Source organism: Exiguobacterium sp. s28 (genome assembly GCF_018618135.1).
In the GTDB taxonomy this organism is placed as follows: Bacteria; Bacillota; Bacilli; order Exiguobacteriales; family Exiguobacteriaceae; genus Exiguobacterium; species Exiguobacterium mexicanum_A.
The window spans coordinates 35,798-58,038 of record NZ_JACSLL010000010.1; the positions used below are offsets into that span (position 1 = coordinate 35,798).

General features: G+C 53.2%; 22 protein-coding genes. 18 read left to right on the forward strand and 4 right to left on the reverse strand.

All coding sequences use genetic code 11. The features are described 5' to 3' along the window. Positions 1-25: 25 nt before the first annotated feature. Positions 26-280, reverse strand: coding sequence for a GlsB/YeaQ/YmgE family stress response membrane protein (locus KNP78_RS10980; RefSeq protein ID WP_034776523.1), 255 nt, complete (start codon positions 278-280; stop codon positions 26-28). A 167-nt stretch (positions 281-447) separates the two neighbouring features. On the opposite strand from KNP78_RS10980, the gene KNP78_RS10985 reads away from it, so the two are divergent. Further along, on the forward strand, positions 448-1,185 hold the full coding sequence (locus KNP78_RS10985; protein WP_034776525.1) for an ABC transporter ATP-binding protein: 738 nt from the start codon (positions 448-450) through the stop codon (positions 1,183-1,185). After that, the gene (locus KNP78_RS10990) at positions 1,182-2,312 is read left to right on the forward strand and encodes an ABC transporter permease (protein WP_214752377.1); all 1,131 of its coding nucleotides are present in this window, start codon (positions 1,182-1,184) and stop codon (positions 2,310-2,312) included. The genes KNP78_RS10985 and KNP78_RS10990 overlap by 4 nt, the downstream gene beginning before the upstream one ends. A 39-nt stretch (positions 2,313-2,351) precedes the next feature. Here KNP78_RS10990 and KNP78_RS10995 read toward each other — a convergent pair whose 3' ends face one another. Continuing rightward, on the reverse strand, positions 2,352-3,650 hold the full coding sequence (locus KNP78_RS10995; protein WP_214752379.1) for an ammonium transporter: 1,299 nt from the start codon (positions 3,648-3,650) through the stop codon (positions 2,352-2,354). Between the two features lie 128 nt (positions 3,651-3,778). Between KNP78_RS10995 and KNP78_RS11000 the strand changes: the two genes are divergently transcribed. The 16 genes from KNP78_RS11000 to KNP78_RS11075 all read left to right on the forward strand — a co-directional run bounded on the left by KNP78_RS11000 (position 3,779) and on the right by KNP78_RS11075 (position 21,280). After that, positions 3,779-4,084, forward strand: coding sequence for a MerR family transcriptional regulator (locus KNP78_RS11000; protein ID WP_034776533.1), 306 nt, complete (start codon positions 3,779-3,781; stop codon positions 4,082-4,084). A 116-nt stretch (positions 4,085-4,200) separates the two neighbouring features. Next, positions 4,201-5,250: a uroporphyrinogen decarboxylase gene (gene hemE / locus KNP78_RS11005; RefSeq protein WP_034776536.1), complete on the forward strand. Its 1,050-nt coding sequence runs from the start codon at positions 4,201-4,203 to the stop codon at positions 5,248-5,250. Then, positions 5,247-6,176: a ferrochelatase gene (gene hemH / locus KNP78_RS11010; protein WP_034776539.1), complete on the forward strand. Its 930-nt coding sequence runs from the start codon at positions 5,247-5,249 to the stop codon at positions 6,174-6,176. Before hemE ends, hemH begins: the two co-directional genes overlap by 4 nt. Beyond that, a complete protein-coding gene (gene hemG / locus KNP78_RS11015) occupies positions 6,169-7,554 on the forward strand; it encodes a protoporphyrinogen oxidase (RefSeq protein ID WP_034776541.1) in 1,386 nt (461 codons plus the stop codon). The genes hemH and hemG overlap by 8 nt, the downstream gene beginning before the upstream one ends. Positions 7,555-7,643: 89 nt before the next feature. After that, positions 7,644-8,531 (forward strand): Cof-type HAD-IIB family hydrolase, encoded by an 888-nt coding sequence (locus KNP78_RS11020; protein ID WP_232939005.1) that lies wholly within the window; start codon positions 7,644-7,646, stop codon positions 8,529-8,531. Between the two features lie 68 nt (positions 8,532-8,599). Further along, positions 8,600-9,589 (forward strand): lipoate--protein ligase, encoded by a 990-nt coding sequence (lplA, locus tag KNP78_RS11025; RefSeq protein WP_034776545.1) that lies wholly within the window; start codon positions 8,600-8,602, stop codon positions 9,587-9,589. Between the two features lie 157 nt (positions 9,590-9,746). After that, a complete protein-coding gene (locus KNP78_RS11030) occupies positions 9,747-10,220 on the forward strand; it encodes a PTS sugar transporter subunit IIA (RefSeq protein WP_034776548.1) in 474 nt (157 codons plus the stop codon). A 103-nt stretch (positions 10,221-10,323) separates the two neighbouring features. Then, entirely contained in the window at positions 10,324-11,871 is a 1,548-nt protein-coding gene (locus KNP78_RS11035; RefSeq protein ID WP_034776550.1) for a fatty acid--CoA ligase family protein, read from the forward strand. A gap of 94 nt (positions 11,872-11,965) precedes the next feature. Beyond that, the gene (locus KNP78_RS11040) at positions 11,966-12,268 is read left to right on the forward strand and encodes a metal-sensitive transcriptional regulator (RefSeq protein WP_034776552.1); all 303 of its coding nucleotides are present in this window, start codon (positions 11,966-11,968) and stop codon (positions 12,266-12,268) included. A 12-nt stretch (positions 12,269-12,280) separates the two neighbouring features. Then, positions 12,281-14,392, forward strand: coding sequence for a heavy metal translocating P-type ATPase (locus KNP78_RS11045; protein WP_034776553.1), 2,112 nt, complete (start codon positions 12,281-12,283; stop codon positions 14,390-14,392). Continuing rightward, on the forward strand, positions 14,389-14,595 hold the full coding sequence (gene copZ, locus KNP78_RS11050) for a copper chaperone CopZ (RefSeq protein ID WP_029595964.1): 207 nt from the start codon (positions 14,389-14,391) through the stop codon (positions 14,593-14,595). Before KNP78_RS11045 ends, copZ begins: the two co-directional genes overlap by 4 nt. Before the next feature lie 345 nt (positions 14,596-14,940). Next, positions 14,941-15,603: a response regulator transcription factor gene (locus KNP78_RS11055; RefSeq protein ID WP_034776554.1), complete on the forward strand. Its 663-nt coding sequence runs from the start codon at positions 14,941-14,943 to the stop codon at positions 15,601-15,603. Further along, positions 15,600-16,973: a sensor histidine kinase gene (locus KNP78_RS11060; RefSeq protein ID WP_214752389.1), complete on the forward strand. Its 1,374-nt coding sequence runs from the start codon at positions 15,600-15,602 to the stop codon at positions 16,971-16,973. The genes KNP78_RS11055 and KNP78_RS11060 overlap by 4 nt, the downstream gene beginning before the upstream one ends. Before the next feature lie 128 nt (positions 16,974-17,101). Continuing rightward, the gene (locus KNP78_RS11065) at positions 17,102-17,551 is read left to right on the forward strand and encodes a competence protein ComK (protein ID WP_034776556.1); all 450 of its coding nucleotides are present in this window, start codon (positions 17,102-17,104) and stop codon (positions 17,549-17,551) included. Positions 17,552-17,659: 108 nt separating this feature from the next. Further along, the gene (locus KNP78_RS11070) at positions 17,660-20,728 is read left to right on the forward strand and encodes an efflux RND transporter permease subunit (protein WP_214824255.1); all 3,069 of its coding nucleotides are present in this window, start codon (positions 17,660-17,662) and stop codon (positions 20,726-20,728) included. A 135-nt stretch (positions 20,729-20,863) separates the two neighbouring features. Next, positions 20,864-21,280: a hypothetical protein gene (locus KNP78_RS11075; protein ID WP_034776560.1), complete on the forward strand. Its 417-nt coding sequence runs from the start codon at positions 20,864-20,866 to the stop codon at positions 21,278-21,280. Positions 21,281-21,304: 24 nt separating this feature from the next. On the opposite strand, the gene KNP78_RS11080 is transcribed toward KNP78_RS11075, so the two are convergent. Both KNP78_RS11080 and KNP78_RS11085 read right to left on the reverse strand, forming a co-directional pair. Further along, positions 21,305-21,661, reverse strand: coding sequence for a hypothetical protein (locus KNP78_RS11080; RefSeq protein ID WP_034776562.1), 357 nt, complete (start codon positions 21,659-21,661; stop codon positions 21,305-21,307). Between the two features lie 55 nt (positions 21,662-21,716). Continuing rightward, entirely contained in the window at positions 21,717-22,097 is a 381-nt protein-coding gene (locus tag KNP78_RS11085; protein WP_138859867.1) for a truncated hemoglobin, read from the reverse strand. Between the last annotated feature and the right edge of the window lie 144 nt (positions 22,098-22,241).

Below are 22,241 nucleotides of genomic sequence, written 5' to 3' on the forward strand. Positions count from 1 at the left end.
AGGGTCCCGTTTTTCTAGCACTGGATTAGCGCTTTTTGTTCATTGACTTCATAACGAACGATACGATCAAGATCAAGATAATCGCACCGAGAAGTGCTGGGATAATCGCGATGCCGCCAACTGCAGGACCGAAGTCTCCGAAGATGAGGCCACCGAGCCAAGCACCGATGATACCGGCAATGATGTTCCCGATGACGCCACCTGGTACATCCTTACCTAAAATAAGACCTGCTAACCAACCGATAATACCCCCGACGATTAAAGTGATAATCCAACCCATAAAAACATTCTCCTTTCTGTTTTGTCCATTGTTCTTCCTAACAATTTTATGGAACAATGGAAGTAATGAATAAGTTTTAAAATGCCTTACAGTTCAGATTATTCCCATGTGACAGCTTTTAAAACATATATCACAAAAAAAAGTTGAAAATGAGGGGTGGAGTTTTCATGTTGCACGTCGACCAGTTGAACGGCGGTTATATAGGTAAACAAGTGTTACACGATGTTTCGTTTGAAGTGAAAAAAGGTGAGCTCGTGGGGCTCATAGGGCTAAACGGCGCCGGGAAATCGACGACGATCAAACATATTTTAGGATTGCTTGATCCGATTTCGGGATCGGTCGAAGTCGATAGTGAGACACTCGCTTCTTCGGAAAATAACTATCGTAAGAAAATAAGTTATATACCCGAGACCCCTATTTTATACGACACGTTGACGTTGCGTGAACATTTGACGCTAATCGGGAAAGCGTATGACATCGACGAGGCCGACCTGAAAATCCGGACCGAAAGATTGTCCCGAGATATGCGGATGGAGAAGCAATTGGACTGGTTTCCGTCCGTTTTTTCAAAAGGAATGCGGCAAAAAGCGATGATCCTCTGTGCACTCGTGACAAAGACGCCGCTCCTCATCGTCGATGAGCCGTTCGTCGGACTCGATCCACTCGCGATTCGTCAACTATTGAGATTGTTTGATGAGTATAAGGAAGATTGCGCCATCTTGATGTCGACCCACATCTTGGAGACGGCGGAACGTCACTGCGACCGCTTCGTTTTCTTGCACCAGGGGTCGGTCATCGCGACCGGTACGGCGGCGCAGTTGCGCGAGACATATGGTCTTCGTCCGGACGCCACGCTCGATGACATTTATGTCGAGGCGATTGAGGCCGAGGAGCGGAAGCAATGAACGTGTTCAAACAACGATTTGGCGTCTGGGTGGAGGACGTCGTGAAATACAGCCGGTACGTGGCGAACGGCGGTTTGTTGTTCACACTTTATTTCACGCTCATTTACGGAGCGTTCGTTTATAACCAGTTCTTGACGGACTTGGACCCGGCATTCCCGAGTGAATGGATTGTGGCGCTCCTCTGGTTGCTTCTGCCGCTCGGGCATCGCCCCCGCACATTGATTCAAGAAGCGGACCAAGTCTTCTTATTGCCGCGACTCGGTGAGATGCAAACGTTCATGAACGGCGTTCGACTATTCAACGTCGTCTTCGCTGCCGTCCGTGCCGTCCTCATCATGCTCGTCGTGTTGCCGTTGCTCGTCCGGACGCAAGCGCTCACCTCGGTCGAAGTCGGGGCCATCATCGCGACGAGTGTCCTGATCTCGGTGGCGGGGCGGCTCGCCAAGTTGGAGGGGGTCAAATATGTCGTCTTGCCGAGCGCGCTCGCCAGCGGCTTTCTCATCCTGTTTGGTGTGCCGATGTTGACACCGGTGCCGGCGCTCATCCCATTCATCTTGCTCCACGTGCGACGAAATCGACGCATCCCGCTGTTCGATTGGCTCTTGCTTGAAGAGAAGAGCAAAGCCCAGTTCAACCGGGTCGTCAGTTGGTTCGTCGATGTCCCGGCGATGCGGGAAGATGTGCGGGAACGATCGCTCATCGTCAGCCTGCTCGAGCGCTCGGTCTTGAAACGGGCCGATGCGGCACGGTACGTCTATGGCCTCCGGGTCATGCGCTCGAACGACTCGCTCGATCTCGTGTTGCGTCTTTCCGCCGTCGCGCTCGTCGTCATGTGGCTCTCGGGCGGGTGGTACGTCGGGTTGGTCGTCCCGCTTTTCGTCGGGTTGACTGCCTTGCAACTCGTCCCATTGTTTAAACGACTCGACACGGTGTCGATGGCGTCGTGGTTGCCGATCACGCGTGCCGAGCGGCTCGTCGCCTATAAATGGTGGGCGACACGGCTGTTGTTCGCGCAAATGCTCGCCCTTGGCGCGGCTTCGCTCATGTTCGGGGCGACGTGGGACGCGCTCGTCGGTCTCGTGCTCGCACATATGGTCGTCCGGTACTATTTGAGCCGACTGACATGAAACAGGGACACCCGCTTTGGGTGTCCCTGACTGTTGTCGTTATTTCTTCGGTGACATGACCGATACACTCGACCCGAGAATTTTCGGGAGGCGTGCCGGAGTTTCAGGTTCTGTCTCGACTTCACCGTATGCGGATACACCGTGCTCGGCGATGTCGAGGCCGATATCTTCTTGTTCTTCCGTGACACGAAGACCGATCGTGACGTCGAGCAATTTCAAGAAGGCGTAGCTACCGCCACCAGCGATGACCATTGCAATCAAGACGCCGAGTGCTTGAACACCGAGTTGACCCAAGCCGCCGCCGTAGAAGAGGCCGGCCGAACCGATGCCCGTGATTTCGACCAAACGAGGCGAGGCGAAGAATCCGAGTGCGAGCGTCCCGATGATTCCGGCGATCCCGTGTACCGAGAAAGCACAGAGCGGGTCATCGACATATTTTGCCATGAGGATGCTCGTGCCGTATGTGGCGATTGAAGCGACGGCACCGATGACGACGGCGGCCCATGGTTCGACGAAGGCACAGGCAGCAGTGATCGCGACGAGCGCCCCGAGCACACCGTTGACGATTGTCGGGATGTCCGCTGTCTTCTTATGCATCATGACGATGGCGAGGGCGCCGAGGGCACCGGCAGCCGTGGCGAGCATCGTCGTAAGAGCGACGTAACCGAAGAATCCATCTGCGACCGACATCGTCGATCCGGCATTGAATCCGAACCAGCAGAGCCAGAGCACGAGTCCACCGACGACCGTCAAGACGTGGTTGTGACCGGCGAGTGATTCGGTTTTACGACGTGGTTTCAAGATGATCGTGGCCATGAGGGCGGCCATTCCGCCTTGAAGGTGGACGACGGCCGAACCGGCGAAGTCTTGCATGCCCATCGATCCGAGGAGTCCACCGGCCCATACGGAGCGGGCGACGATCGGATACAGGATGGCGACGAAGAAGATACCGAACAAGACGTACGCGGAAAGTTTGGCCCGCTCTGCGAAACCGCCCCAGGCGATGGCGAGTGCGACAGCGACGAACGACAACTGGAACAAGAATTTGATGTCGATCGAGACGTTGGCCCAATCAAGGCTCGTGAACGATCCGTTCATGAAGAATCCTTCCGTCCCGAACCAGCGGGTCCCGTCCCCGAAGGAGAGGCCGAAGCCGACAGCCCAAAAGGCGAGTGCCGCCACAGAGAGGCTGATGATTTGTTTGACTGCGACGTGCCCGGCGTTTTTAGCCCGGAGCGTCCCCGTCTCGAGCAAGCCAAAACCAAGTTGCATCGTTAAGACGAGCAGTGCAGCGATGAGTACGAACAGCGTGTCCATATAATATAAGATGTCTTCCATGTTGCGATTCCTCCTTTTTGCGATTGATGATTCAAAAGTTGTTTTCAGTGTAAGACGAAAAATTCGACTTGGATTGCAATTTGTCAGATTATCTGACATAGTTTTTTTATGAAGGAGGAGGACGAGCGATGGACTATAAGTCGAAGAAAGTAATCGGGATGGGCGTCATCACTGAGCTGACAGGACTTTCGGAGCGACAAGTCCGTTATTATGAAGCGAAAGGGCTTGTCTTTCCGGATCGGACAAAAGGTGGGTCACGTAAATATTCCTTCCATGACGTCGAGCGATTGGTCGATGTAGCGTCGAAACTTGAGGATGGCTGGCGAATTCAAGACATCAAAGAGCGCGAGAAGCGTCTGTCGTCGAAACAGCGTGACGATTTGATTCGAGGTCAGCTCAATTCAGCCTTCCGCACGTATCCGACAAAGAAATGACACAAAGAAAACACAATGAAAATGCTTCACATTAGCATTATTCTAATTAATTTCTGTATAATGTTTTTGAGTTCACATACCTATAGAAGAAGAGTGTAGGAGAATTATAGAGGGGAATGACGCGACGTATGAACGATACTATTTTGAAGGCGTTTCGAGGAGAGGCGACAGACTATGTGCCCGTCTGGTACATGCGCCAAGCCGGACGCTACCAACCAGAATATCGTGAGATCAAAAAAACGAGGACACTATTCGAGATCACGCATGATGCCGAGCTGTGTGCCTACGTGACAGAGCTCCCGGTGAAACAACTTGGAGTCGACGCGGCCATTCTGTATAAAGACATCATGACGCCACTCCCGTCGATGGGCGTCGATGTAGAAATCAAGAGCGGCATCGGTCCGGTCATTGATAACCCATACCGGACGATGGAAGATGTGGAACGTTTGAAACCGCTCAATCCGGAAGACATCTCGTACGTGTTCGAGACGATCCGTTTGCTTCGGGAACGTTTGGAAGTCCCGCTCATCGGATTCTCAGGCGCACCGTTCACGCTCGCGAGCTACATGATTGAAGGTGGTCCTTCGAAGAGCTACCACCGAACGAAAGCACTCATGTACGCCGAGCCGGACGTGTGGAACGCGCTTATGGAGAAACTGGGCGACATGGTCATCACATATGCGACGGCACAAGCAGAAGCCGGGATCCAGGCGTTCCAATTGTTCGACTCATGGGTCGGGACGCTCAGCCGTAAGGATTATGTCCGTTATATCAAACCGACGACAGAACGAATCTTCACCGAGTTGCGCAAGCTCGACATCCCGCTCATCATGCACGGTGTCGGAGCGAGCCATCTCGTCGAAGAGTGGCAAGACCAGCCGCTCGACGTCGTCGGACTCGACTGGCGCCTATCGATTCAAGAGGCGCGCGACCGCGGCATCACGAAAGCGGTCCAAGGTAACCTTGACCCGTCATTCTTGCTGGCCCCGTGGCCGGTCATCGAAGCGAAAGTGAAAGAAATCCTCGACGAGGGGATGAAACAACCTGGATACGTCTTCAACTTGGGACATGGGGTATTCCCGGAAGTCGATCCGTCCGTTCTCGTCAAATTGACAGCATTTATCCATGACTACTCACGTGAAAAAATGGGAGGCAAATCATTATGAAAACCGTCGGATTACTCGTAATGGCTTATGGGACACCATACAAACCTGAAGATATCGAGCGTTACTACACACACATCCGCTATGGCCGTAAACCATCACCGGAAGCACTCCAAGACTTGACGGAGCGCTATGAGGCCATCGGAGGCGTGTCACCGCTCGCGAAGATTACCATCGACCAAGCGGAGACGCTCCGTGACATCTTGAACGAGCGTCACGCCGGTGAGATCGACTTCAAGCTCTACATCGGGCTCAAGCACATCGAACCGTTCGTAGAAGATGCGGTCGCGCAAATGGCCAACGACGGTATCAAAGAAGCGGTGTCGGTCGTATTGGCTCCGCACTACTCGTCATACAGCGTCAAGTCGTACAACGGGCGGGCGCATGAAGAAGCCGCGAAATACGGCATCGAGATCCGTTCGGTCGAATCGTGGTACGATGAGCCGAAATTCATCAACTGGTGGGCGGAAGCAATCAAGGCGACGTTTGCGAACTTGCCGGTGCCGGCCGAGAAGGCATGCTTGATCGTCTCGGCACACAGTCTCCCAGAGAAGATTTTGGCAGGAGGCGACCCGTATCCGGATCAATTGAAAGAGACGGCGGATAAAATCGCCCAAGCGGCGGGCGTACCGAACTATGAGGTCGGTTGGCAGTCAGAGGGCAACACGCCTGACCCGTGGATTGGACCGGACGTCCAAGATTTGACGGCTGAACTTTATGAAAAGCATGGTTATGAGGCGTTCGTCTACACGCCGGTCGGATTCGTCGCGGATCATCTCGAGGTGCTCTTCGATAACGACGTGGAATGTAAAGTCGTTTGTGACCGCCTAGGCGTCCACTATGCACGTCCAAACATGCCAAACGCGGAGCGTAGCTTCATTGAAGCCATCGCCGATCGAATGGAAAGCGTGATTGTGCATCATGCGTAATGTAACGATTGTCGGTGGTGGGATCACAGGTCTCACCGCCGCTTTTTATGCCGAGCGTTATTTGCCGGAAGACGTCACCATCAAGCTCGTCGAAGCGAGCGGCCGTTTAGGTGGAAAAATCGATACGTTCGAGACCGGGGAATTTGCGGTCGAACGAGGGCCGGATTCGTATGTGTTCCGGAAAACGGCGATGACCGACTTGATTCATGAGGTCGGGCTCGGCGATGAGATCGTCCGGAACGGCGTCGGCCAAGCGTACGTGCTCCATCATGACGGATTACATCCGATTCCGAAGCAGACGGTCATGGGCATTCCGCTCGACGTCGATGCGTTCAAGGATACGACACTCTTGTCCGACGAAGAACACGCCACGCTTCGGAAGATGCTGTTGTCGCCCCCGGACGTCGAAGCGCCGAAGACGGACGTCTCGCTCGGGCTTTATTTACGCGAGCGCGTCGGGGACCCAATCGTCGACCGGTTGATCGAGCCGCTTCTTTCCGGGATTTATGCGGGAGATATCGATCAGATGAGTGCGTTGTCGACGTTCCCGCAATTTATCGAAGGCGAGAAGAAATACGGCAACTTGTATGAAGGGATGCGTCACCTTCGTCCCGAGCAGCGGGTCGCTGAAGTCGGGGCGAAGAAAGTCGGACAGTTCGCTTCACTCAAACGAGGGTTGAAGTCGCTCACCGACCGTCTGGCCGAACGGCTAGAGCGCACTGAAATCGTCTTGAACTGTTCGGTCGAACAAGTTGAGGAGATTGAGGGCGGCTATCGATTATTGACGAACCGTGGCGATATCGAGTCCGATCATCTCATCTTGACGGTCCCGCCTCGGCTCATCCGTCAGTTCTTGCCGAAAGTCGACAGCGATTTTCTCGCGGACATGAAGCCGCACGCGACGGCGACGTGCTCGCTCGTGTTTAAACAAGACGATATCGAGCTGCCGTTCGTCGGGACAGGTTTCGTCACGAGCCAGGAGGCGGACGTGACGATCACCGCGTGCACGTTCATCGACCAAAAATGGCCGCACGCCGTGCCGGAAGGGTATCACGTGCTACGAGTCTTTCTCGGACGACCGGGCGCCGATGACATCGTCGATGCGTCTGATGACGAGATTGTGACGACCGCACTTCGGGACCTTGGCGGCTTGATGACGATTAAAGCAGCCCCGCTCGAGACGGTCGTCAGCCGGCTCCGGGACGGGCTGCCGCCATACGCCGTCTTCCATTCCGACCGGGTCCGCGCGCTACGCGCCGAGATGGGCCGCGTCTATCCGGGCATCCTGCTCGCGGGCATCGCCTACGACGGGATCGGCATGCCGGACTGCATCAAGAGCGTCCATGAACAGATCAAAGCGCTCGCGGAAGAACGTTAAAGATTCATGAAGGGAGGTGTCGGATTATTCCGATGGCCTCTCTTTTTGTTATAGTTATAAGCGAAACAGAAAAAGAGGAGTGGATGTTGATGACAACGTACAAATTGTTCGTATCCGATATGGATGGCACGATCCTGCACAACCACACGAAAATCGCGCCCGAGACGGCAGAAATCGTTCGCGCGGCAGAAGAACAAGGGATTCGCTTTGCGATTGCGACGGGACGCAATTACTTCAACGCGAAAGAAATCCTCGATGAGGTCGGCCTCACGTGCCCGATCGTCTCATCAAACGGCGGACGAGTGTTGACAGAAACCGGCGACGTGCTACATGAAATCGATTTGACGACGGAAGAAGCGCTCGAGGTCGTATCGGTGTTGCATCAAGACCATAAATATTCGGACGTCTTCTATGAAATGTATTCGGAGGCGGGACTCGTCGCGAGCCGACTCGACTTGATCGATGCGACGATGGAAAACTTGAAACAGAACGGGGACGAGCGGTCGCTCGAGATGTATGAGTTCTTCCGCAAACGTTATTATGTCAACGAAGATGTCCGTCTCGTCGAGGATATCGAAGACTTCATTAAGAACGAGGCCGGACGCGTCTATAAATTCATCGCTTTCTCGAGCCACTTTGAGAAAATGTCATCGCTGTGGACGGAAATCGATGAGCGCGTCGAAGGCGTTTACGTTACGTCTTCAGGCAACGATAACATCGAGGTCATGGCGAACGGGGCCGACAAAGGGCACGGCATCAAAAAACTGGCCGAGCATTTCGGTGTCGATTTGTCAGAAGTCGTCGTCATCGGCGACAACTTGAACGACATTCCGATGTTTGAGGTCGCCGGCAAAGCAATCGCGATGGGCAATAGTCATGAAGACTTGATCGCCATCAGCCATCACGTCACCGAGCGTCACGACGAATATGGTGTCGCGAACGCATTGAAACGCGTCATGACAGGGGAATGGAAGTAAACGAGTTGTAGCGCCGGGCCGACGTCTCGTATAATACAACTAACGAACATCCTTAGGAGGAACTTACTGTGAAATTTATTTTCAACCCGGACATCCGGGACCCAAAACTCAACTTGGCGGTCGAGGAGTACATCCTCAAACATTTGAACGTCGAGCATGAGGACTATTTCTTGTTCTATATTAACGGCCCGTCGATCATCATCGGTAAGAACCAAAACACGTCAGAAGAAGTCAACTTGAAGTATATCGAAGAGAACGGAATCGACGTCGTCCGTCGCCTCTCGGGCGGCGGGGCCGTCTATCACGACGAAGGGAACTTGAACTTCAGCTTCATCACAAAAGATGACGGCAACTCGTTCAATAACTATAAGAAGTTCACGCAACCGATCGTGGATGCCTTGAAACAGCTCGGCGTCGAGGCGGAGTTGACGGGACGTAACGATATCCAAGTCGGCGAACGCAAAATCAGCGGTAACGCCCAGTTCACGACGCGCGGCCGCATGTTCAGCCACGGGACGCTCATGTTCAACTCGAACATCGAGGAAGTCGTCAACTCGCTCAACGTCTCAGAAGAGAAGATGCGCTCGAAAGGAATCAAGTCGGTCCGGAGCCGTGTCGCCAACATCACCGAGTTTTTAGAAGAAGAGATGGCGATGGAGCACTTCGTCGAGGCACTCCTTCACTCAATCTATGACGGACAAGAACCCGAGCGTTACGTGCTTCGCGATGAGGACTGGGAGATCGTTCAGGACATCTCGAAAGAACGCTACGCGAACTGGGATTGGAACTTTGGGAAATCGCCGAAGTTTGATGTCGAGTCGAAACGTCGTTTCCCGATCGGCACGATTGATGTCCGCTTGAACGTCAACAAAGGGACGATCACGGAAGCAAAAATCTACGGCGACTTCTTCGGCGTCGGGGATATCCATGATGTCGAACAAGTACTCGTCGGGACGCGATTCGAACGCGGCGCGATTCGGGAACAATTGTCACAGCTTGACGTCAAACATTACTTTGGCAACGTCGAGCTCGAAGAACTCGTCGATCTCATTAGCTGAAGCGGGTTTGAGGGAAGAAGGGGCTCTGAACAGGGTCCCTTCTTTTTGGCGTTTTCGTGACATCTTGTGTGGACCGTTGCGCGTCGTTTCGACGAGGCGTATCATAATCAATGCAAGCGCTTTCGTAAATTGGGTTCAACCAATAGGAGGAAACAATATGTACCGATTTATCACAGAGTGGATGGACGCGAATTGGATGTGGGTGACGGAGCAACCGACGTTTGACCTCGCTGTCCGCGCGATCGGTCTTGAGTTAGAAGGAAGAGGGATTGTCGATGAGTCATTCGCGCGCGTCGTCATCGAACAAGAGCGGACGATCCCGTCTGGCGTGACAGATGTCGCCGTACCGGTCGCTGTCGTCGATGTACCGCTCCACGTTTCGAAACAAGATGGAATCACGTTGTTACATCTTAATCACCCGTTTGCGATGCAGACGATTGCTGCTGAAACCATTCGGGCCGAGGCGATTTTCTTCATCACGGCAACGACCGAAGCGAAGAAGTCGGCGCTCCACAAATTGATGGACGATTTGCTCATGGATGACGAGACACTGCAGGCGCTCGTCCACGTACAGAGCCGGACCGGTTTGTATCATTTGAAGACGATGGACTTGAAAGCGTTTTCTTATTGAGCCGTTTCATGTACAATGAAGATAACTGAAAAAGAGCGCGGATGCCGTGCTCTTTTTTACGGCTCAAAAGTGAATAGTCATTCATTTTCAAAGGGGGATTACCATGGCAAACTTAGTCACGGCACTACAGGGCGTTGTGGCCGCGCATCCGAATAAGGCGGCCTACGTGTTTGGGGAAGACACGGTCAGCTACGGACAGTTTTTCGGTCAAATCGAGGCGATGGCGGCGACACTTGAGCAAAAAGGGATCGGACAAGGCGACCACGTCGCAATCGTCCTCGGGAATAGCCCGGCATTCTTGATTTCCTATTTTGCGGTGCTCGCACGAGGTGGGGTCGTCATTCCGATCAACCCTACATACACGCCAGATGAGATGGCCTATATTTTAGTCGATGGGGATGTGAAGGCAATCGTCGCCTTGTCACCGCTCGTCGCGCAAGCAGAAGCCGCGCTCACGAAGTTACCGCAACTCCGCCTCGTCATCTCGGTCCCGTACGCGGACGTACCGGCGTTGAAACGGGACGGGGACATCGAGTTCTTGCCGTTCGAGGAGGCGTTCGCGACGACGAAAGGGGAACTCGTCACGGTCGATGAGGAAGACGTCGCCGTCATCCTCTATACGAGTGGGACGACCGGGAAACCGAAGGGAGCGTTGTTGACGCATCTCAACTTGTTCTCGAACGCCCATTCGATCGGCGAATATTTGGAGATCACGCCGGAAGATAAAGCGCTCGCGGCGCTGCCGATGTTCCACGTCTTCTGTCTGACCGTCATCGTCAATGCCCCACTCCTTCGCGGGGCGACGATTGTCATCTTGCCGAAATTCTCGCCGCAGGACGTGTTCGACCTCATCCCGAGACACCGCGTCAGCATTTTCGCCGGGGTGCCGACGATGTACAACTTCTTGTTGCAGACGGCGATGAAAGTCCCGGCCTACGCCTCGGCACTCAAGCATGTCCGCGTCTTCGTCTCCGGTGGGGCGAGCCTGCCGGTGCAACTGCTCGAATCGTTCGAGCAGAAGTTCGAATGTAAGATCCTTGAAGGGTATGGCCTCTCGGAAGCGTCACCGGTCACCTGCTTCAACCCGCTCCATGGGGAGCGGAAGGCAGGTTCGATTGGTCCGTCGATCGTCCACGTCGAGAACAAAGTCGTCGACGAGCTCGGGGAAGAAGTCGGGATCGACGAGGTCGGTGAACTGATCGTCCGTGGGCCGAACGTGATGAAAGGGTATTACAAGCTCCCAGAAGAGACATCGATGACACTTCGGGACGGATGGCTCTACACCGGCGACTTGGCGAAGCGGGACAAGGACGGATACTTCTATATCGTCGATCGGAAGAAAGATATGGTCATCGTCGGGGGATATAACGTCTATCCGCGTGAAGTCGAAGAAGTGTTGTATCAGCATCCGGGCATCGTCGAGGCGGCCGTCATCGGGGTGCCAGACGCAGAACAAGGGGAAGCGGTCAAAGCGTTCATCGTCACTCGTGACGAGCATGTGACGCTCGACGAGATTCGGTCGTTCGCGGCGACGAAACTGGCGAAGTATAAACAGCCGACACAGATTGAAATCATTGATGAACTGCCTCGGAACACGACCGGAAAAATTTTACGGACCGTCTTGAAGAGCGAGGCGTTCCAACGCAATTGATTAGGGCAAGAGCGACAAATCAGTCGCTCTTTTTTTGATTAAATGATTTGACACCATTACGGGGTAGGGGTATATTGAAGGTGAGGTGATAACCATGGAAGAATTCATGCATGACGAACCGATCGTTCCGCGCGAAGACGCGGAGCGTGAAGCGCTCAGCAAACGGCTACGCCGGATTGAAGGACAAGTACGAGGGATTCAAAAGATGGTCGAGAGCGACCGTTATTGTGTCGATATTTTGACTCAGACGTCAGCCATTCAAGCTGCGCTCAAACAAGTTGAGATGCAACTGCTCGAACGTCACATGCGCAAATGTCTAGTCCATGCCAGCGAAACGGAAGACATGGACCCATACATTGACGAATTGATGACAATCGTCAGCCGCATCAAAAAGTAAGGAGGTGGACCGATGAAAACCGTCGAACTGTCGATTCAAGGGATGACATGCGCCGCATGTTCGGCCCGAATCGAAAAAGTGTTGAATAAAATGGACGGCGTCGAAGCGACCGTTAATTTGCCGCTTGAAACGGCGACGATTCGCGTCGAGGAAGGTATCACTGAAGAAGAGTTGATCGCCCGAATCGAGAAGATCGGCTACGGCGCAGAACGGAAAGCGGAATTGACCCCGAAACACGACCTCCGCCCGCTCGAACGAAAAGTGCTCATCTCGGCGCTATTGTCAGCACCGCTTCTGCTCGTCATGATTACGCACATCCCGGGTGTGACGTTCCATGCCGATTGGCTCATGAATCCGTGGTGGCAATTCGCGCTCGCCACACCGGTCCAGTTCTGGATCGGGGCCCAGTTTTATAAAGGGGCGTATAAGAGCTTGAAGAGCGGCGCGGCCAACATGGACGTGCTCGTGGCGACAGGGACATCGGCGGCTTACTTTTATTCCGTCTTCGAGATGCTCGTGCATCCGATGCATCCGTCGCTCTATTTTGAGACGAGTGCCGTTTTGATTACGCTCGTATTGCTCGGGAAATGGTTAGAGGCCCGAGCGAAAGAAAAAACGACGGACGCGCTCAAGTCACTTTTATCGTTACAGGCGAAAGAAGCGATTTTACTTGTTGACGGTGTGGAACGGCCAGTCGCGATCGACTTGGTCAAAGCCGGTGACGTCATCGTCGTCCGCCCTGGCGAAAAAGTGCCGGTCGATGGAAAAATCGTCGAAGGTGAGACGGTCATCGATGAGTCGATGTTGACCGGGGAATCAATCCCATCTGAGAAAAGTGTCGGCGCCGATGTTGTCGGCGGAACGATTAACCGCTCGCACCGGGTCTTGATGGTCGCCGAACGTGTTGGCAGCGAGACGATGCTCGCTCAAATTGTTCGTGTTGTTGAACAGGCGCAGACGGACAAAGCCCCGATTCAACGGCAAGCGGACCGGATTTCCGGTGTGTTCGTTCCAATCGTCGTCGCCATCAGCGCCTTGACGTTCGCCGTCTGGACGCTTGGCTTCAATGATTTGGACATGGCGATCCGGGCCTCGATCGCCGTTCTCGTTATCGCTTGTCCGTGTGCGCTCGGTCTCGCGACACCGACATCGATCATGGTCGGGACGGGCCGTGCCGCCGAACGTGGTGTCTTGTTCAAAGGTGGCGGTCAGCTCGAATCATTGAATGGGGTCGATATCGTCGTCTTCGATAAGACGGGGACGCTCACGAAAGGTACGCCGGAAGTCGTGGCGACGTTCGGAGAGACGTCGTTCTTGAAACAAGCCGTCATGGCCGAACGTCAGTCGACGCACCCGCTCGCCGAGGCAATCGGTCGGGGCGAAGGGGACGGTCAGGTCGAACGCGTTGAAGAGTTGGCCGGTCGAGGATTGAAAGCGGTCGTAGATGGGAAACCTCTTCTTATCGGCTCGGTCCGTATGATGCAAGAAGCCGGATTTGCATTACCGGAGTGGGACATGCAGGCGATGACGCCGGTCTATGTGGCCGACGAGTCTGGGGTCGTTGCGGCGTTCGGTCTGCAAGATCGGTTGAAAGACCAAAGCCGTGCCGTCGTCCAACAACTTGCCAAGACGAGACAAGTCTACGTCTTGACCGGTGATCGGAAAGAAGTCGCATTCGACGTCGCCCGTCAACTCGGGATTCCGGAAACGAACGTCATCGCCGAGGTATTGCCCGTCGAGAAGGCGGATCATGTCGAGGCGCTGAAACGCCAGGGCCGTGTGGCCATGGTCGGGGACGGGATGAATGACGCGCCGGCACTTGCTGTCGCTGACGTCGGCATCGCCTTCGGAAGCGGGACGGATATCGCTCTTGAGGCGGCCGATGTCACCGTGATGGGGCAAGATATCGATGGGGTGAACCGTGCCATCGAGATGAGTGCGTTGACGATGCGTAACATTCGTCAAAATTTGTTCTGGGCGCTTGCCTATAACAGTCTCGGTATCCCGGTCGCAGCGGCCGGTTTGCTTGCCCCATGGATTGCCGGGGCGGCCATGGCGTTCAGTTCGGTCTCGGTCGTCTTGAACGCGTTACGATTGAAAACACAAGGAGGAACATCCAAATGAATGAAACGACATTAAAAGTAGAAGGTATGACATGTAATCACTGCAAGGCGGCGGTCGAAGGCGCCTTGACAGAACTTGAAGGCGTCGAGTCAGCGATCGTCTCGTTACAGGACCATCGGGTCGATGTCATCCACAACGATAAAATTTCAGTGAAAACGATGATCGAAGCCATCGAAGAACAGGGTTACGACGTCAACGCATAATCGAGAGCTCCCGCCTAGCATGGCGGGAGTTTTTTTGTCATGTTCATGCTAAGAAAAGTATGCTATATTATAGGTGATAATGAGAATCGCTATCAGTAGGAAGGTGGAACATGATGGAACTCATGATGATCAGCGGTGTACTGGCCCTCCTTAGTGGTGGCACGGTATTCCTCGCACAACAGATGCGCACTCGGCCGACGCGGTAAGGAAGGGGGAACCCTTCTTTTTTTGTGGGCTTGTTTGCGTGTCGTGAACACATTGAGCGCGGAGGAAACGGCTGCATTCCCATCATTCATCCACAATTGTTTGATATGATAAATAAAAAACGTTGCAGAGGTGACTGGAATGTACACAATCTATTTAGTCGATGATGAAATCAATTTAAATAAGATGCTCGTCACGTATTTAGAGCAAGAAGGGTATCAGGTCCGTTCGTTCACCGACGGGACCTCGGCCCAGGCCGCAATCAAAGACGAACCAGACTTATGGGTGCTCGATATCATGCTCCCGGACCTCGATGGGTTCCAATTACTGAAACAAATCAAAGCGAAAAACGCGTTCACGCCGACGATTTTCATTTCGGCGCGAGATGAGGATATCGATAAAATTATCGGACTCGAGATGGGATCGGACGATTACATCGCGAAACCGTTCTTGCCACGGGAACTGGTCATCCGCGTCAAAAAATTGATCGACCGTGTCTACGGTTCGAAATCGAATGAGCATATCGAATATGGGGAATATACGATTTATCCTGAGAAACGTCTCATCAAGCATGAACAAGATGAGATCGATTTGACATCAAAAGAATTCGACTTGCTGCTGCTCTTCCTCGAACATCCGGGCTCTGCCTTATCACGCGAACAGATTTTAGAAGGGGTATGGGGCCATGACTATTTCGGCTCGGACCGCGTCGTCGATGACTTGGTACGCCGTCTCCGGAAGAAACTGCATCGCCTTGAGCTCGAAACGCTCTATGGCGTCGGTTACCGACTCGTTAAGCCATGAAGCTCGATCGTCTCCAGCCGAAACGGCTCATGTGGAAGATTTGGGTATTGATCCTTCTGATCATCGTGACGCTCGCCTTGATGATTTTGTTGACGATTCGTTCCTCGATCACGCAGTTTATCGATGAACAAGTGTACGAGACGTTGCAAGATGTGGATTATTACCTGGGGAATACGAATGAGCTAGAAAACATTCCGCAAAATCCGATTGAGTATGACCGTCGCCAACAAGAATCCCGATCGGTCAACCAGCTCATCTTTTTGCCGAACGGACGCATCATTTATGGTTCGGCCCCGCTCGAATTGACGAACCGAATGTATCAAGAGGCGCTCACACAGACGAGCGAGGTCGCCAAATACCAGACGACGATTGATGGAGAGGACGTCTACTATATCATCCGCCAGAACGAGTACGATGGGGCTCTGATTTACCAAGCTTCCTACGCCTGGGACGCTTACCGGCGTGAACTTGTCTCGACGCTCTACTGGCGCATCTCGATTTTAATCGGCGTCATCAGCCTGTTGTCGTTAATCCCGGCTTTATGGATGTCGCGAGAGTTGACGAAGCCGATCGTCGAGATGGAGCGGGCGGTCGAGAAAATCTCGAACCGACAATGGGAGACGGTGCTCCCGCTCGCTCGTCAAGATGAGCTCGGGCAGTTGGCCCGCTCGATTGACGCGATGCGGCAAGAGTTGCAAGAGCAAGACGTGGCCCAACAGGCGCTGCTCCAAAACATCTCGCACGACTTGAAGACGCCGATCATGGTAATTCGCGGTTACGCCCAATCCATCGGGGACGGGATTTATCCGACCGGGGATTTGAAAGGGTCGGCCGAAGTCATCGATGAAGAGGCGTCCCGGCTCGAGAAGAAAGTCGTCGATTTGTTATATGTCACGAAGCTCGAATACTTTAAAGGCCAGGAGATGCGGCTTGAACCGATCAATCTCGATAAGTTGATGGAACTGCTCGTTAGCCGATTCAAACTGCGCGGCAACTTGGACTGGTCGGTGACAGGACATGCCGGCGAGATGCTCGGGGACGGAGAACAAATCCGTGTCGCCTTCGAGAACGTGCTCGATAATGCCTTGCGCTATGCCGAGTCGACGATTCGAATCGAACTGACACGCTCCGGGGCGGGTGTCGACATCACCATTGAGAATGACGGTCCCCCGGTCGACGCGAACCTCGACTTGTTCCATCAGTTTTCGCGAGGGAAGCAAGGGAAGTTCGGTCTTGGCCTGTTCATCGTTCAACGAATCGTGACACTCCATGAGGGGACGGTCGCCTTGGGAAATACAAAAGACGGAGTACGTGTACATTTTCACTTTCCTCAATCGAAATCGTTACAGAATAAGAAATTAGATCACTGAAATTAAAAAACCAGCCGATAATCGGTTGGTTTTTTTAGTGGGAAATATATGAACGCGATTTGTTTAAGTCTTCATTTCTTGGTATGAATGACATGTAAGTCACTATATCCATGATGGAGGCAAATCAGATGACTCAGTTGACGAATGAAACAAGAGCTTTGATTCCAGTTTTCAATGAGTATGGGGAGGCGGAGACGCTCGTCTATCAATCCGACGGTGTATCGCGAATGAAGGGATCGCCCCTGTATTTACTCGAATCGGCCTGTCTGTATTACGGTTCAAGCATTCAAGGACGGATCGAGGCGGCTCGTAACGTACTCGGCCCGCACCGGAAGACACCTGTCATCATGGATTGGCATGCAGATGCGATCTTTTTCCCGACGATTGCAAAAGAAAGTCCGGACTGTGCCTGGATCAATTTTTCTCAAGTCCTCGATGCTAAGAAGAGTGGTAAAGGAAGTCGGATTATCTTTCATTCGGGTGAATCGGTCGAGGTCCCGGTCTCGAATCATACCGTCTATAAGCAAAAACAACGGTCCATCGAGTTATCGTATTCGTTTCAAAAACGCTTTCACTGAAGCACATTCAACTGTGTTTAAAGATTGAAATGAATGGTGAACCCCTCTATGATAAAGAAGAATAGTTCATATGTGTATTTGCACATTATCTGAAAGTGAGGGGTCAACATGTTTTTTCAAAAAATGATTGAACGAGGAAAACTGGTCATCGTGTTTTTGCTCGTCGCAGTCGTCGTCGGAGTGCTCACGTTCTTCCAACTTCCGAAGCGTGAAATTCCAGAGACGAGTGTCAATATCATCTTGATTCAAACGCCATATCCGGGCGCGACCGCAGAGACGGTCGAGCGGAACGTTACGAATATTTTGGAGACTGAATTGAGAGGACTCGATGGTATCGAGAATGTGTCATCATTATCCGCATCCGAGTTCTCGAATATCACCGTCGAGTATGAAGACGGCTTCGATCGAAGTGAGCTACAGTCGAATGTACGCCAAGCGATCTCAGACGCTGCGCCTCGCTTGCCAGAAAATGCGCTGGCTCCGACCGTCAATGACTCGATCGGGCAGTTGCCGGTCGCTTCTTACTTGTTGACGGCAGATGATCGCCAGACACTCCAGACAGTGCGTGAAGATATCGAGCGGTTGGAGGAACGTCTGTTGCGGACAGACGGAGTTACCGGTGTGACGATCAAAGGACTACCGGAAACGGAATTCGTCGTCTCGCTCGACTCGGCGGAACTCGGGGAGCGTCAACTTGCTTTTCCGGACGTCTTGACGGCAATCAATGAAGAATATAAGACGACCCCGCTCGGTCGCCAGTCGACTGAAGATGGGATTTACCAATTGGCGATTGATAGTTTGACGAACGTCAATGACATGGGCCAAGTCGTCGTCGGCTCAGTGGATGGAACGCCTGTCCTCCTTGAAGACGTCGGCACGGTCGAAGAGACGGAGAAAGCGGTCACGGACCTCGTTTCACTCGACGGACAACCTGCCGTTTCCTTGACGGTCACGATTGAATCGGGTCAAGATATTCCGACTCTTCAAGAACGCGTCGACGAAGTCGTTGCGGATGAAGTCGGGAACGTGAATGGTGTTGAACTTGTTCCATATTACGAGCAGGCCAAAGCGGTCGATGATATTTTCTCATCCCTCACTCGTGAATTCATCATTGCCATGATTGCGGTCATCGTCGTCACGACGATCGGGCTCACGTTCTCAGGCTCGCTGATTGTCAGCTTAGCGATTCCATTGTCGTTCTTGCTCGCGTTGATTCCACTTCGTTTCACCGGAGTCGACTTGAACCAAATCTCAATCATCGGGGCTATCATTGCGCTCGGGATTCTCGTCGATGACGCCATCGTCGTCAATGACAACATCCTGCGCCGTTACCGAAAAGGAGACACGGCGATGGGCGGTGCCGTACGCGGGACGAAAGAAGTGTGGGGCTCGATCGTCACATCGACGCTCGCCGTCGTCTTCGCCTTCTTGCCATTGACACTCCTCTCGGGAGCGAACGGGAACTTTATCCGTGCCTTGCCGACCGTCTTGGCCTTGTCGGTGCTCGCTTCGATGCTCATCAGTTTGACGCTCGTGCCGATCGCCCAGTACTGGTTGAATCGGAAGCAAGTAAAAGTATCGAAACGCGAGCCGGGTTGGTTAGGTGGGCCACTGAACCGGCTCAGTAATTTCTATGCAGATACGTTATTACCCAAAGTCGCGAAGCGTCCATGGACGTTCGGTCTCGTCGGTTTCGTCATCACGACCGCATTGTACGGCTTGATCTTGTTGACGCCGTTCGAATTCTTCCCGGCTGCGAACCGGCCAGAAGTCGTGACGAGTGTCACCTTGCCGGTCCAAACCGACCTTGAGGAGACGGAACAGAGACTTCGAGCGATTGAGGAAGAGTTCCAAAGTATTGATGGTGTCGTCGAGACATCTGTCTTTGCGGGTGGCGGCCTACCGAGCCTCTTCACGGGAGGGCTCGATCAGACCGGTGAAAACACGGGTCAAATCGTCGTTCGTGTCGACAACGAGACGATTGATGCGATTCAATTGATCGACGAATATACGACACAAATCCGGGAAAACAACCCGGATGCTGAAATCTTCTTGGATACGCAGCAACAAGGGCCGCCGACTTCGGCACCAGTCGAGTTTACGATGCGCGGTGAAACGATCGAGCAACTCGTCACGGCCCGGGATACCGTGAAAGCGGACCTTGAAGCCATCGACGGTGCACTCGTGCTCGACAACATTAAAGAGCCGTTCCAGACGCTCACGTATGAACTTGATCGTGACGCGATGGCGGCCGCTGGTGTGACCGCGAAATCAATCAGTGACCAGATTCGCCTCGTCACGGACGGCATCCCGATCGGCACGTTTGATGACGGAGTCGAACAACGCGATGTGAAAATCGTCGTCGATGCGGAAGCGAACCGTGAGGCGCTCGCCTTAGACGATATCCTCGTCCCAGTTCAGACGGAGGCAGGTCCTCCGGTCGCACCGCTCAGTACGTTCGTCACTGAGACGACGACAGAACAGATTCAACAGATTCCGCGTGAGAACGGGGAACGGATCGTGACGCTCCAAATTTATGCGAGCGAAGGCATGGACGAAGAGGCGTTCAAACAAGACGTCGACCGCGTGCTTGCTGACGCCGAGGCGTCATTGACCGATGAAGGAATCGCGTTCGACCAATCCGGCGCGAGCGACACACAAAACGAGTTCTTCCTTGAACTTGCTACGTTGTTTGTCGTCGTCTTGTTCTTGATCTTCTTGATTATCGCGTTCCAGTTCAATTCACTGTCACTTCCGCTCCTCGTCTTGTTCACGATTTACTTGGCGATTGCCGGTGCTGTGGTCGGACTGTTCGTCACCCAGACACCATTTAGTTTCATGGCCTCGATGGGGATCGTCTCACTAGCCGGGATCGTCGTTCGGAACGCAGTCGTCTTGTTCGAGTTCATCGAGCAAGGAATTCGCGACGGCATGGCCGTCACGACCGCCGTCTATGAGGCGGGACGCGCCCGGATTCGTCCGATTCTGTTGACGGCGTTGACCGCTGTCGTGGCACTCTTGCCGGTCGCACTTGGAGAAGACCCACTGTTCCGACCGCTTGCTATCGGAATCGTGTCAGGAATTCTCTTCTCGACCGTATTGACGCTCGTGCTCGTTCCAGCTTACTACTTGATTTTGGCGAAACGTCGCCATCGAGATAAGCCGTTCACGGAGTAATGTGGCAAACAGAGGGTGGTCCGAACCGGGCCATCCTCTGTTTTGTGAACGAACGTTCACGACAACTCATGTTTTCCCTAGATGTTGTATGGGTATAATAAGAAAAGGTACTTCAGTATATTGGAGGGAATAGACATGAATGATTCGTACACATGGATCAATCGGCGCAAGATGCGTCCTGCTTATAGCGCGACAGGGGGTCGCTCGTGGACGAGTGAACGGATAGTCCGACCCGATGCGGCTCGTGGGCGCACCGTGCGTGGCGTCAAACGTGTCCGTCGCCCGTACACCGATGAACACGGTGTTCGTCGTTATACGACGGGACGTGTCGTCATTACCGATGCGGCTCGTCAGGCGCGTGCGCACGGTCACGGCGAGTCGGCGGTTCAACTCGAGCTGTCGGTGCCGACACCGTATGAACGGGTGAAAGAGATGATTCCGACGAAAAAAGTGCTCGTGCCGGTCATGGCCGGGATTGCTGTCGCCGGAGGACTTGCGGGTGCGATTTACGCGCTTCGTAAGAAAAAACAAAACAAAAACAAGCACAAATAAAAAAATCGCCCGCGGGCGATTTTTTTATTTGAGGCGATCCGCGAGAATCCGTTCGAGCTGTTGCTCGCCGAGTTCACGCATCTCTGCTTCGTTCTCTTGGTCATACGACTCGTCTGTGAAACGGCCGACGAATTCGACTTTCCCGTTCCCGAGTTCACGGAACACGAGGTTTTTGCGATCGTTATAGAAGACGACGCGGTACTCTCGTCCATTCTCATGTGGATAGTTGAACACGCCTTTAATATGGTCCATGTTCTTTTCTTCGGGTTGGTCTTCTTCCTCTTCATCCTCTGCGAGGGCGTCGGCGAGGACTGCCGTCGGTTCTACTTCTTCCGTTTCTTCTTCAGAGGAAACGGCCTCTTTTTTTTCTTCTTCTGTCATGAAAAACGACCTCCTTTACTTACTTTCTTATCATACCCGCTTTTCGAAAGGCTGACTACTCAAAATGGTGGGAGCAGACGCGGACGACGTTCGAGGATGACATGATCAAACGATGGAACAGTTGTTGCTTGACCGATTCGGGGGCATCGACTGTTTTAAGCGCTTGCTCCATGCAGCCGAGCCAGTGGCCGGCGTGCGTTTCCGAGATCGGGTGGTCGCGATGGATCATCGCCAAGTTGCCGCCACCGCGACGTTCCGTATACAGTTTCGGTCCCCCGAGCAGTTGTGTTAAAAACTCAAACTGATGCGCTTTGACCCGGTCTTTGTCGTCCGGGAACAAAGGCAATAAGATCGGATCGGCGTAGACGAGGTCGTAAAAAGCGTCCACGAGTTGCTGAACGCCACGTTCGCCTCCAAATTGTTCATATGCACTCATCTTCTTTCCCCCTCATACGTTCAGTCTAATCGATTTTTGCGTAAAAGGGGACTGAAGCGGGCTGGTCAATTTTCTTCCCGGGCTATTAAAGGATTTCCCTCTACAAACGAGGTCGAATGGGTCATAATAAAGAAAAAAGGGAAG

Bases quoted from the DNA above. Each gene is read 5' to 3' on its own strand.
- KNP78_RS10980 (WP_034776523.1), bottom strand. From the start codon at position 280: ATGGGTTGGATTATCACTTTAATCGTCGGGGGTATTATCGGTTGGTTA.
- KNP78_RS10985 (WP_034776525.1), top strand. From the start codon at position 448: ATGTTGCACGTCGACCAGTTGAACGGCGGTTATATAGGTAAACAAGTG.
- KNP78_RS10990 (WP_214752377.1), top strand. From the start codon at position 1,182: ATGAACGTGTTCAAACAACGATTTGGCGTCTGGGTGGAGGACGTCGTG.
- KNP78_RS10995 (WP_214752379.1), bottom strand. From the start codon at position 3,650: ATGGAAGACATCTTATATTATATGGACACGCTGTTCGTACTCATCGCT.
- KNP78_RS11000 (WP_034776533.1), top strand. From the start codon at position 3,779: ATGGACTATAAGTCGAAGAAAGTAATCGGGATGGGCGTCATCACTGAG.
- hemE (WP_034776536.1), top strand. From the start codon at position 4,201: ATGACGCGACGTATGAACGATACTATTTTGAAGGCGTTTCGAGGAGAG.
- hemH (WP_034776539.1), top strand. From the start codon at position 5,247: ATGAAAACCGTCGGATTACTCGTAATGGCTTATGGGACACCATACAAA.
- hemG (WP_034776541.1), top strand. From the start codon at position 6,169: ATGCGTAATGTAACGATTGTCGGTGGTGGGATCACAGGTCTCACCGCC.
- KNP78_RS11020 (WP_232939005.1), top strand. From the start codon at position 7,644: ATGACAACGTACAAATTGTTCGTATCCGATATGGATGGCACGATCCTG.
- KNP78_RS11030 (WP_034776548.1), top strand. From the start codon at position 9,747: ATGTACCGATTTATCACAGAGTGGATGGACGCGAATTGGATGTGGGTG.
- KNP78_RS11035 (WP_034776550.1), top strand. From the start codon at position 10,324: ATGGCAAACTTAGTCACGGCACTACAGGGCGTTGTGGCCGCGCATCCG.
- KNP78_RS11040 (WP_034776552.1), top strand. From the start codon at position 11,966: ATGGAAGAATTCATGCATGACGAACCGATCGTTCCGCGCGAAGACGCG.
- KNP78_RS11045 (WP_034776553.1), top strand. From the start codon at position 12,281: ATGAAAACCGTCGAACTGTCGATTCAAGGGATGACATGCGCCGCATGT.
- copZ (WP_029595964.1), top strand. From the start codon at position 14,389: ATGAATGAAACGACATTAAAAGTAGAAGGTATGACATGTAATCACTGC.
- KNP78_RS11055 (WP_034776554.1), top strand. From the start codon at position 14,941: ATGTACACAATCTATTTAGTCGATGATGAAATCAATTTAAATAAGATG.
- KNP78_RS11060 (WP_214752389.1), top strand. From the start codon at position 15,600: ATGAAGCTCGATCGTCTCCAGCCGAAACGGCTCATGTGGAAGATTTGG.
- KNP78_RS11065 (WP_034776556.1), top strand. From the start codon at position 17,102: ATGACTCAGTTGACGAATGAAACAAGAGCTTTGATTCCAGTTTTCAAT.
- KNP78_RS11070 (WP_214824255.1), top strand. From the start codon at position 17,660: ATGTTTTTTCAAAAAATGATTGAACGAGGAAAACTGGTCATCGTGTTT.
- KNP78_RS11075 (WP_034776560.1), top strand. From the start codon at position 20,864: ATGAATGATTCGTACACATGGATCAATCGGCGCAAGATGCGTCCTGCT.
- KNP78_RS11080 (WP_034776562.1), bottom strand. From the start codon at position 21,661: ATGACAGAAGAAGAAAAAAAAGAGGCCGTTTCCTCTGAAGAAGAAACG.
- KNP78_RS11085 (WP_138859867.1), bottom strand. From the start codon at position 22,097: ATGAGTGCATATGAACAATTTGGAGGCGAACGTGGCGTTCAGCAACTC.